Genomic DNA, 9,761 nt, shown 5'->3' with positions numbered 1-9,761 from the left:
CCTTGTCCAGCCAGATCAACAAAGACCCGCGCTTCCTGAGCGCAGCGTTGTAAGCGGGCCAGTTCGTCGTGCGGTAGCGGGCGGGATCGGGCTTGCTCATGCTGCCCGCCTAACCGCATGAAATCGCGATGTGAATCCCTCTCAATAAGAGTTCTGCAACAACGCCTCTTGGCATCGCCGAGGTGCAGACCGCTGAAGGCAAGCTGTTTCTGTTCGTCGGCATTGACCGCACAAGCAAGTTTGCCGTGACCCAGCTCGTCGACAAGGCGGACAGGAAGACGGCCTGGGAGTTCCTGCAGCACATGCTCGAAGCATTCGCCGGCATGCGGCTCATCCTATCAGGTTCACACCATTCTCACCGATCGAGCCAGCGGGCGCCATCGGTTCAAGCCTGATGGCGAGGGGCATTCAGGTCGGCCCAAGCAGCCGCGGAACCGCAACACCATCTCTTCCCGGCCCATGCGCTTTGACATGATCTGCGAGGGCGAGACCGTGTTCGCCATCGGTCCGAGGACATGGTCGAGCGGTATCGAGCATCGCCTCACGAAGCCAAACCCCCCTTGGAGTTGCGAGGATCAGAAAACAGTCCGGGGGGCTGTTTTCCCGAGCAACGGACAGGTCGAACGGACGCGCCGCACGATCAAGAACGCGACGGTCAAACGCTTCCATTACGACGACCACGACCAGCTCCGCACCCATCTCACCGACTTCATGGCAGCTTACAATTTTGCGCGCAGGCTCAAGACGCTCGGCCGCCATGGTCCTCGGACCGATGGCGGACCATGGCTGGCCCTCACGCCTTACGAATACATCTGCAAGATCTGGACATCCGAGCCAAACAGAGTCATCCTAAATCCCATCCACAAGATGCCGGGAGCATAAGTGTTCGAATTGAGCGGCGCCACTCCACAGGAGACTGATGGGCCGTCGTTTTTCCTACATGCCGTCGCTGCGACCAAAGCTGCAGATCAGGTATCCGCAGAGACGTATGTCGTCTTGTCCTACGACGGTATAGGAGTAACGTTAATGCTTGATACGACAGACGCGGGACAGATTAAAATCGTAGCCGGTGGTCTGGGCGCGGATGATCCAGACGTTGCGTCAAGCGTGGACGAATTCCTTGATGGAATGCTGCAGGATACCTTCGCCGCGACGCTTAAAGCAGCTTCAGCAACCGTCCGCTATAGTCAAGCTGGCAAGCCTGAGAGGCAGGCCGCCTGACAGGAACGGCAGAGCTACGTGCCATAAAACAGAGGTGAGATGGTCGGAGTGGAGGGATTCGAACCCCCGACATCCTGGTCCCAAACCAGGCGCGCTACCAGACTGCGCTACACTCCGTATCCGTGGCTCGAGCCGCGACCGATAGCCGTATTGGCTGGGACGCGTTCGATCACAATAGCCTCTCAGCAGTCGGGCCTGGGTTGCCCGACATCGTCTCGCGACACAGGCTGTGCCACGGCTCAACCCTTGTGCTTTAGCGTAAGACTGCGGCGGTGAAAAGCCCTAGCCGCAGGGCCAGGCTGCGGTTTCCGGGTCAAGCCCCGGATGCGCCAGGACCATGCCCGCCTCCAGCCCAAGCCGCGCGGCCTCGCCACCGGCGATCTCCAGCACCATCAGGCGGTCGCGGTCCGGGTCGCCCACGGCCGCGCCGGGAATCGGCGTCTCGTCCAGGGGGCGGGCATTGGCGTGAATGTGGCGGATCACGCCCTGTGCATCGGCAAAGACCATGTCCAGGGGAATCAGCGTATTGCGCATCCAGAAGCTGACCGGTTGCGGTTCGGGATAGATGAACAGCATCCCCTGCCCCGCGGGCAGATCGCGGCGGAACATCAGCCCCCGCGCCCGCGATTTGGCCGTATCGGCCAGTTCGACCGCAAAGGACAGTGCCCGGTCCGGTGCGACGCGAATCAGCGCGACGTCGCTGGTGCAGACCGCAACCGGCGCGGGCGTGACGGGCGCCTGCGCCGCCGCAGGGCCTGCCGCCAGTGCGATCAGCAGCGCGGCAAGGCTATTCCGCCACATGGGCCATCACATCAGTCTCGTCGTCGTGATGACCGCGGTCATCCTTGTCCTGCGGCAGAGCGTTGTCCCAGGCCGATATCTGGGCCGCCATCAGGCCGCGCGGTCCCTCGACCACGCGCAGACAGATCGCCTCTCCGATGGCAAGGTCAGCAAAACCGGAATGGCGCAGAACCTCGATATGGATGAAAACGTCATCGGCATGACCGAAGATGTTGGCGAACCCGAAGCCCTTGGATTTGTCGAACCATTTCACGCGTGCGGGGCGCAGGGGCAGGCTGTCCATGTGCTCGATCACGTCGATGTCCAGATCCGCGATGGGCGGCTGGCCATCCGTCGGGGGCGGCTCGATCGAGACGACCTCGGCGGCCTGCACGCCCCGCTTGGTGTGCTGAACCATCACGCGGACCCGGGACTGGTCCGCGACAGAGCTGCGGCCGAAGTTCCGCAGGACATTCGCATGCAGCAGAATGTCCGTGCCCCCTTCGTCATCCAGGACGAAGCCGTAGCCCTTCGAGGGGTCGAACCACTTGACCAGACCCGTCACCAGCCTGAGGCTGCCTTCTTCCGTCATCGCATTTCCGTCTTCGCGCATTTCCAAGCTCCGACAGTAAAGTGGCCTCGACCCGACTACAATACGGGACGTGGCCAGAGGCGGGACTCTGCCACCCCTGTCAGTCCCATGTCGGAACCGTTCGCTGTCAGTTCAAGGTCAGGGTGACAGGCGTGTGACGTCCCATCCCGCCTCGGCCGCACCGTCCCGGCGTGTCCAGACGAACCGGTCATGCAGGCGAAACGCGCCATCGGCCCAGAATTCGATCTGCACCGGCCGGATGCGAAAGCCGCCCCAGAACGGGGGGCGCTGCGGGCGCGTGCCATGACGCAGCCCGGCGCGGGCCACCTCGGCCACCAGGGTCGATCGCGCGTCCAGCGGCTGCGACTGGCGCGACGCCCAGGCTCCCAGCCTGCTTTGCAGGGCGCGGCTGTCGTAATAGGCGTCGGCCTGCGGCCCCTCCTCCCGCGTGACGGTGCCGCGGACGCGGATCTGGCGATGCAGCGATTTCCAGTGCATGACAAAGGCCGCAGTGCCGGTCGCGCCGATCTGGCGGCCCTTGGCGCTGTCGTAATTGGTGTAGAACACGAACGTCCCGTCGGTCCCCTGCCCGTCGATCTCCTTGAGCAGCACCATCCGCACATCGGGCATCCCCTGCGCATCGACCGTGGCCAGCGCGATGGCGTTGGGGTCGTTTGGTTCGGTCGCGGTCGCCTCGGCCAGCCAGGCGCGGGCGATGTCGAAGGGGTCGTCGCCCGCGAAGAGTCCGGTTCGATCTGTCATCGCGCGTTCCTTGTGCTTGCTGCGACAGGGCAGTTGCCCTAATCACCGATCAAATGGTTGAAAGCGCGGGGGACAAGACATGTCAAGCGAGCAGAGAGCCGGCCTGATGGCCGGAAAACGCGGTCTCATCATGGGACTGGCCAATGACAAGTCGATCGCCTGGGGCATCGCCAAGGCGCTGGCCGCCGAGGGCGCGCAGCTGGCCTTCAGCTATCAGGGCGATGCGCTGAAAAAGCGTGTGGACCCGCTGGCCGCCCAGCTGGGATCGGGCCTGGTCCTGCCCTGCGACGTGGCCGACGAGGCCTCCATCGACGCGCTGTTCGCGGATCTGGGCGCGGCCTGGGGCGGGCTGGACTTCATCGTTCACGCCATCGGCTTTTCCGACAAGGAGCAGCTGCGCGGCCGCTATGCGGAAACCACGCGCGACAACTTCCTGATGACGATGGATATTTCCGTCTATTCCTTTACCGCCGTTGCCCGCCGCGCCGCCGCCATGATGACCGATGGCGGCGCGATGCTGACGCTGACCTATTACGGCGCCGAACGGGTGATGCCGCATTACAACGTGATGGGTGTCGCCAAGGCCGCGCTGGAGTCATCGGTCCGCTACCTGGCCGAGGATTTCGGCAAGGACAACATCCGCGTCAACGCGATCAGCGCCGGACCCATCAAGACGCTGGCCGCCAGCGGCATCGGCGACTTCCGCTACATCATGAAATGGAACGAGCTGAACTCTCCCTTGCGTCGCAATGTCACGCAGGAGGATGTCGGGAATTCGGCGCTGTATCTGCTGTCGCGCCTTGGCGCGGGTGTCACCGGAGAGGTGCATCACGTCGATGCGGGCTATCATGTCGTCGGCATGAAGGCCGTGGACGCGCCCGATATCGCCACGGTCAAGAAGGACTGAGGTCCGCGCCCCGATGATCCAGGTCACGACCGAACAGATGGCCGTCTTTGTCGCCACGCTCTCGGTCGCGATCCTGTCGCCGGGGCCGGGCGTCATCGCGGTCAGCCAGGGGGCGTTCGCGCTTGGGCGCAGGCGGGCGCTGACCTATGGCTGGGGGTTGGCGATCGGGGCCTCGGTCTGGTGCCTGTTCGCGCTGCTGGGCCTGACCGCGCTGTTTCGCGTGGCGCCTTGGACGCTGACCGCGCTGAAGCTGATGGGCGGGGCCTATCTGCTGTGGATTGGGGTCAAGATGTGGCGCCACGCCGCCGATCCGCTGCCCGATCCGGCGCAGGGGCGCGCGCGGGGTCTGTGGGCCGGCATGGCGCTGAACCTGTCGAACCCAAAGCCCGCCCTGTTCTATTCCGCTGTGCTGCTGTCGATCTTTCCCGGCGCACTTGGGCTGGCCGACAAGGGCGCGATCTATGCTGTGGCCTTGTCGGTCGAGCTGTTGTTCTATACCGCACTGGCCAGCCTGATGGCGTTGCCGGTCCTGCGGCAGCGCTATTTCGCATCGAAATTCTGGATCGACCGAGGCGCGGGGTTCGCGATCGCCGCCCTTGGCCTGTCCCTGATCCTGCGCCCCTGAAGGAGACAAGACCGTGACCGACCGCCTGCCCCACGAGAAAGGCTTTCATGTCAGCTGGGATCAGCTGCACCGCGACGCCCGCGCCCTGGCCTGGCGCATGGACGGCACCGACTGGCGTGCCGTGGTGGCCGTGACCCGCGGCGGACTGGTCCCCGCCATGATCGTCGCCCGAGAGCTGGACATCCGCACGATCGACACGATCTCGATCCGCTCCTACAAGGGCGTGGGGACCGAGGCTGGCCAAGGCCAGCTGGAGGTGCTGAAACGTCCCGACCCCGAGCTGATGGGCGACGGAGAGGGCATCCTGGTGGTCGACGATCTGGTCGATTCGGGCCGCACGCTGGAGCTGATCCGCGAGATGTATCCCAAGGCGCATCTGGCCACCGTCTATGCCAAGCCAAAGGGCAAGCCGATGGTCGCAAGCTATGTGACCGAGGTCAGCCAGGACACCTGGATCTTCTTCCCTTGGGATATGGCGTTGCAATACGTCCAGCCTTTCCGCGGCGAAGATTGACGCGATATCAAATGCTTGACCTGTGACTGCCGGGTGGGGCCGTGGTTTTCCGGAACCGCGCGCCCCGCCTTTGCATTGTGCATCCAATAGCGGGCTGCACTGGCGACCCGCAAGGCACACACAGGAGACAAGAACATGCGCAAGCTGCTTTTGACCACCACCCTCGCCCTGCCGCTGACCATGGGCGCCGCCTTTGCCCAGGATACCGCCCCCGCCGCCGACCCGGCGATGGAGCCCGCGCCGATGACCGATACCGGTACGGCGCCCACGACCGACATGGGCACCACCGACATGGCCACCACCTCGACCGAGGATGCGGATGACGCCGCCGCCGCCGCGTCGGCCGCTGACAAGGTCGAGGTTCAGCAGGCCGCCAACGAATGGCGCGTCGACTGGATCACCGGCACCAACGTGACCTCGCCCGATGGCGAAAACATCGGCTCGATCAGCGACCTGATCGTTGATGGCGACACCGGAGAGATGAAGGCCGCGATCGTCGGCGTCGGTGGCTTCCTGGGCATCGGCCAGAAGCAGATCGCTCTGCCGTGGACCGACCTGACCGTCAACTCGGACGCCCAGGAGATCACCAGCTCGCTGACCCGCGAGGAGGCTGACGCCGCCCCGGAGTACGTCTTCCGCGATCAGGAAGCCGCCGCGGGCGACATGATGACCGATCCGGCCGCCGATCCTGCGATGGCACCCGCCGCCGACCCGATGGCGACGACGCCCACCAACGATCCGGCTGGCATGACCGACGCACCGGCGGATGGCGCGATGCCGGCAGAGACGATGCCCGCCGACACGATGGCCCCGGCCGATGGCACGATGGCACCGGCTGACGGCACGATGCCCGCAGAAGGCACCACGACCGAGCCGGCTCCGGCGAACTGATCGCCGCGCGATCTGGCTGGAACGGCGACCCTTCGGGGTCGCCGTTTTCGCATGCGGTCAGCCGTTCCCCCGCACAAAGCGGGCGGCCCCTTCGGCGGCACGCTGCAGGGCGCGGCTCTTGTTGACGGTTTCCTCGAACTCAGCCTCGGGGTCGCTGTCATAGACGACGCCTCCGCCCGCCTGAATATACAGCGCCTTGTCCTTCACCACCGCCGTGCGCAGCGCGATGCACATGTCCATCTCGCCATTGGCCGCGAAATAGCCGACCGCGCCGCCATAGACGCCGCGTTTCTCGGGCTCCAGCTCGTCGATGATCTCCATGGCGCGGACCTTGGGCGCCCCCGAGACGGTCCCCGCAGGCATCCCGGCCAGCAGCGCGGACAGCGCATCTTCGCCCTCGCGCAGCTCTCCGACCACGTTCGAAACGATATGCATGACGTGGCTGTAGCGTTCGATGACGAACTGCTCGGTCGGGCGGACGGTGCCGGGGCGCGCCACGCGGCCCACATCGTTGCGGCCCAGATCCAGCAGCATCAGATGCTCGGCAAGCTCTTTCTGGTCGGACAGCAGATCGGCCTCCAACGCGCGATCCTCGGCCTCGTCAGCGCCGCGCGGGCGGGTTCCGGCGATGGGGCGGATGGTCACCTCTCCGTCGCGCAGACGCACCAGGATCTCGGGGCTGGCGCCCACGATCTGGAATCCGCCCATGTTCAGGAAGAACATGAAGGGCGACGGGTTGGTCCGGCGCAGGCTGCGATACAGCGCAAAGGGCGGCAGCGGGAAATCCATCCGCCAACGCTGGCTGGGCACCACCTGAAAGATGTCGCCCGCGCGGATATAGTCCTTGGCCTTCTCGACCGCCGCCAGATAGGCGGGCTTGGTGAAGTTCGACACCGGCGCGCCGATCTGGCCCTCGTCGCCCATGACCCGCGGCTCGGACGGCTGGCGGTCCAGCGCCCGCAGCGCGTCCATCACCCGTTCGCCCGCCCGCGCATAGGCCGCGCGCGCATCGCCCCCGTCATGCCAGGCGGGCGCACACAGCGTCACCTCGCCCTTGACCCCGTCCAGCACGGCCACCACCGACGGGCGCATCAGCATCGCGTCGGGCAGGTCCAGCGTGTCGGGGTTCACGTCGGGCAGGTGCTCGACCAGACGGATCATGTCATAGCCCAGATAGCCGAACAGTCCCGCCGCCACCGGGGGCACGCCATCCGGCATGACCTGGATGCGGCTTTCCGCGATCAGCGCGCGCAGGCTGTCCAGCGCCGGGCGGGCATCATCCTGGAAATCCTGCGAAAAGCGCGCCTGACGGTTGATGCGAGCGCGCCCGTCGCGGCATTCCCAGACCAGGTCGGGCTTCATGCCGACGATGGAATAGCGGCCCCGCAGTTCGCCCCCGGTCACGGATTCCAGCATGAAGCTCTGGGGGGCGGCCTCGGCCAGCTTCAGCATCAGGCTGACCGGGGTGTCCAGATCGGCGGCCAGGCGGATCGTGACCAGCTGGTTGTGGCCCGCCTCCCATTCGGCCTGAAATGCGGCGAAATCGGGGGTCAGCTGCATCACTGGACCTGCGCGTTGATGGCGTTGATCGCCGACTGGTTCAGCTGCACGGGCGTCTGGCGCTGTGCGTGGCGGGCGTAATAGTCGAACAGATCGATCTGCAGCGACTGGTTCAGGCGGGCGCGCACGCCGTCCAGGACCTGGGCCGCGTCGCTCTGGGACAGGTCGGCATCGTTGATCTGGTCCAGCCGCACGACGAACACCCGGTCGCCCGCATCCACCACATCCGCGTCACCCGGCTCGGTCAGCGCAAAGGCCTGCGACAGCAGCTGCGGCGGCAGCCCGTCCATCCAGTCGCTGCGCTGCAGGCCGGTCTCGGCGGTCCAAAGGGTGTCGGCTGCAGGCTCGGCACCGACCTCGGGAGTGGGCGTCACGGTCTCGGCAACCTCCTCCAGGCGCAGCTCGGCGGCGGCGGCCAACAGCTGTCGCTGGACCTCGGCCTCGCGCCAGTCGGCCAGAACGGCGTCGCGCACCTCCTCGAAGGGGCGCAACGTGGGCGGGATCACCTCGTCCAGGCGCAGGGCAAAGACACCGCCATCGGCCAGCTCGGCCAGCTGCGGAAAATCGGTGGTCGAGATCTGCGCCGCCCGCTCGCGGAAGGCCTCATAACCCGCGATGCTGCCCTCCTCGGCGGGGGCGTCGGCGGTCCAATCGATACGGCCCAGCTCCAGCTCGGTCTCCTCGGCCAGATCCTCCAGCGTGGCGCCACCGGCCAGGATATCCTCGTAATCGCCGGTCCGGTCGCGGATCAGGCGGGCGGCGGCCGACAGGGCCGCCTCGGCGCGCAGATCGTCGCGGGCCTCCTCGAAGGGCACGTCCACCGGGTCCAGGATCGCGTTGACCGCGAACAGCGCCGGGCCCAGATCTGTCTGGATCGGACCCACGACGCCCGGCTGCTCCAGCGCAAAGACCGGCTCGGCGGCGGCGCCCAGCTGGGCCTCGGTCACCTCGCCCAGATCGACATCGTCCAGGGTCAGGCCGCGCTGCAGCACAAAGGCCTCGAACGGGGCCTCGTTGGCGTCGATCTGCGCGCGGGCGGCCTCGGCCTGGGCGGCATCGGGAAAGACCAGGCGGCTGACCATGCGCCGCGCCGGGCGCTGGAATTGGTCGATGTTCTGGTCATAGGTCGCGCGCAGCGCGGCCTCGTCCAGCTGGACGGTCGCGGACAGCATGTCGGGCGTGGCCCAGGCATAAGAGATCGCCCGCGTCTCCGGCGCGGTAAAGCGGTCGCCATTGGCCTCGTGCCAGGCGCGCAGGGTGGCCTCGTCGGGTTCAGTCACGGGGGCGGGCAGGTCGTCCTCGGTCAGCTCGCGCCAGCTGAAGTCACGCGATTCCAGCAGCCAGCGCGCGGTCTGGTCGACCAGCGGCGCGGGCGCGGTCACGCCGCCCACCACGGCCCGCTGCAGCATCAGGCGGGCCTCGTCATCGCGGACGGTGGCCTCGAACTCGGCCTCGGAGAGACGCTCGCGGCGCAGGACCTCGGCATAGGCGGCGCGGTCAAAGCTGCCGTTGGGGCCCTGGAAGGCACCGGCCTGCATGATCGTCTGCGCGACCTGCGCATCGCCCACGGACACGCCGATGCGGCGCGCCTCCTCGGCCAGGGCGGCCGAGGCGATCAGGTTGGCCTGCACCGATTGCGGCAGGCCCATCGCCTGCGCCTGCTGCATGGTGATCGGCTGGCCGGTCTGCTGCTGAAAGGCGCGCAATTCCGATTGCAGCGCGCGGGCATATTCGTCGGCGGTGATCTTGGTCTGCCCGACCGACGCGACCTCGGTCGTTCCGCCCGAGAAGCTGGTGACGCCAAAGCCCCCCAGCCCCAGAACCATCAGACCCATCAGGATCCAGACGATGGTCGATTTGCCCTTGGTACGCAGCTGTGACATGGCGCGGCCTTCCTCGTGGTCGTGTC

Annotated in this window: 11 protein-coding genes, 1 tRNA gene and 2 pseudogenes; 7 read left to right on the top strand and 7 right to left on the bottom strand. The window is 66.4% G+C overall.

Features of this window, described 5'->3' with window-relative positions; all coding sequences use genetic code 11:
* A pseudogene (locus tag FA740_RS15390) lies at positions 1-100 on the bottom strand (IS5/IS1182 family transposase); the annotation flags it as partial.
* Positions 101-182: 82 nt separating this feature from the next.
* Here FA740_RS15390 and FA740_RS20520 point away from each other — a divergent pair.
* The 3 genes and pseudogenes from FA740_RS20520 to FA740_RS15380 all read left to right on the top strand — a co-directional run bounded on the left by FA740_RS20520 (position 183) and on the right by FA740_RS15380 (position 1,221).
* Positions 183-395 (top strand): hypothetical protein, encoded by a 213-nt coding sequence (locus FA740_RS20520; protein ID WP_169306325.1) that lies wholly within the window; start codon positions 183-185, stop codon positions 393-395.
* A 133-nt stretch (positions 396-528) separates the two neighbouring features.
* A pseudogene (locus FA740_RS20515) lies at positions 529-882 on the top strand (hypothetical protein); the annotation flags it as partial.
* Positions 883-1,221 (top strand): hypothetical protein, encoded by a 339-nt coding sequence (locus tag FA740_RS15380; protein WP_136857702.1) that lies wholly within the window; start codon positions 883-885, stop codon positions 1,219-1,221.
* A 40-nt stretch (positions 1,222-1,261) separates the two neighbouring features.
* Here FA740_RS15380 and FA740_RS15375 read toward each other — a convergent pair.
* The 4 genes from FA740_RS15375 to pdxH all read right to left on the bottom strand — a co-directional run bounded on the left by FA740_RS15375 (position 1,262) and on the right by pdxH (position 3,355).
* Positions 1,262-1,338, bottom strand: a tRNA-Pro gene (locus tag FA740_RS15375).
* Positions 1,339-1,503: 165 nt separating this feature from the next.
* Positions 1,504-2,022: a DUF192 domain-containing protein gene (locus tag FA740_RS15370; RefSeq protein ID WP_136857701.1), complete on the bottom strand. Its 519-nt coding sequence runs from the start codon at positions 2,020-2,022 to the stop codon at positions 1,504-1,506.
* On the bottom strand, positions 2,009-2,593 hold the full coding sequence (locus tag FA740_RS15365) for a cold-shock protein (protein WP_136857699.1): 585 nt from the start codon (positions 2,591-2,593) through the stop codon (positions 2,009-2,011). Before FA740_RS15365 ends, FA740_RS15370 begins: the two co-directional genes overlap by 14 nt.
* A 138-nt stretch (positions 2,594-2,731) precedes the next feature.
* Positions 2,732-3,355, bottom strand: a complete 624-nt coding sequence (gene pdxH, locus FA740_RS15360; protein ID WP_136857698.1) for a pyridoxamine 5'-phosphate oxidase — start codon at positions 3,353-3,355, stop codon at positions 2,732-2,734.
* A gap of 79 nt (positions 3,356-3,434) precedes the next feature.
* Here pdxH and fabI point away from each other — a divergent pair, with 79 nt between their 5' ends.
* The 4 genes from fabI (at position 3,435) to FA740_RS15340 (ending at position 6,292) form a co-directional block, all read left to right on the top strand.
* Positions 3,435-4,262: an enoyl-ACP reductase FabI gene (fabI, locus tag FA740_RS15355; protein WP_136857696.1), complete on the top strand. Its 828-nt coding sequence runs from the start codon at positions 3,435-3,437 to the stop codon at positions 4,260-4,262.
* 13 nt (positions 4,263-4,275) lie between these two features.
* Positions 4,276-4,887 (top strand): LysE family translocator, encoded by a 612-nt coding sequence (locus FA740_RS15350; RefSeq protein ID WP_136857694.1) that lies wholly within the window; start codon positions 4,276-4,278, stop codon positions 4,885-4,887.
* A 13-nt stretch (positions 4,888-4,900) separates the two neighbouring features.
* The gene (gpt, locus tag FA740_RS15345; RefSeq protein WP_136857693.1) at positions 4,901-5,401 is read left to right on the top strand and encodes a xanthine phosphoribosyltransferase; all 501 of its coding nucleotides are present in this window, start codon (positions 4,901-4,903) and stop codon (positions 5,399-5,401) included.
* 135 nt (positions 5,402-5,536) lie between these two features.
* A complete protein-coding gene (locus FA740_RS15340) occupies positions 5,537-6,292 on the top strand; it encodes a PRC-barrel domain-containing protein (RefSeq protein ID WP_211243725.1) in 756 nt (251 codons plus the stop codon).
* 57 nt (positions 6,293-6,349) lie between these two features.
* Here the strand turns inward: FA740_RS15340 and trpE are convergent, their stop codons facing one another.
* Complete coding sequence (gene trpE, locus FA740_RS15335; RefSeq protein WP_136857691.1) at positions 6,350-7,852, bottom strand: anthranilate synthase component I; 1,503 nt, start codon at positions 7,850-7,852, stop codon at positions 6,350-6,352.
* Positions 7,852-9,735 carry a peptidylprolyl isomerase gene (locus FA740_RS15330; RefSeq protein WP_246053670.1) on the bottom strand — a complete coding sequence of 628 codons (1,884 nt, stop codon included), beginning with the start codon at positions 9,733-9,735 and terminating at the stop codon, positions 7,852-7,854. The genes trpE and FA740_RS15330 overlap by 1 nt, the downstream gene beginning before the upstream one ends.
* Positions 9,736-9,761: the final 26 nt, after the last annotated feature.

The organism is Paracoccus hibiscisoli (assembly GCF_005048265.1).
Lineage (GTDB): Bacteria > Pseudomonadota > Alphaproteobacteria > Rhodobacterales > Rhodobacteraceae > Paracoccus > Paracoccus hibiscisoli.
The sequence above is the reverse complement of the archived record's forward strand: the minus strand, read 5'-3'. Positions and strand labels throughout refer to the sequence as shown.

Bases quoted from the DNA above. Each gene is read 5' to 3' on its own strand.
- FA740_RS15370 (WP_136857701.1), bottom strand. From the start codon at position 2,022: ATGTGGCGGAATAGCCTTGCCGCGCTGCTGATCGCACTGGCGGCAGGC.
- FA740_RS15365 (WP_136857699.1), bottom strand. From the start codon at position 2,593: ATGACGGAAGAAGGCAGCCTCAGGCTGGTGACGGGTCTGGTCAAGTGG.
- pdxH (WP_136857698.1), bottom strand. From the start codon at position 3,355: ATGACAGATCGAACCGGACTCTTCGCGGGCGACGACCCCTTCGACATC.
- fabI (WP_136857696.1), top strand. From the start codon at position 3,435: ATGTCAAGCGAGCAGAGAGCCGGCCTGATGGCCGGAAAACGCGGTCTC.
- FA740_RS15350 (WP_136857694.1), top strand. From the start codon at position 4,276: ATGATCCAGGTCACGACCGAACAGATGGCCGTCTTTGTCGCCACGCTC.
- FA740_RS15340 (WP_211243725.1), top strand. From the start codon at position 5,537: ATGCGCAAGCTGCTTTTGACCACCACCCTCGCCCTGCCGCTGACCATG.
- trpE (WP_136857691.1), bottom strand. From the start codon at position 7,852: ATGCAGCTGACCCCCGATTTCGCCGCATTTCAGGCCGAATGGGAGGCG.
- FA740_RS15330 (WP_246053670.1), bottom strand. From the start codon at position 9,735: ATGTCACAGCTGCGTACCAAGGGCAAATCGACCATCGTCTGGATCCTG.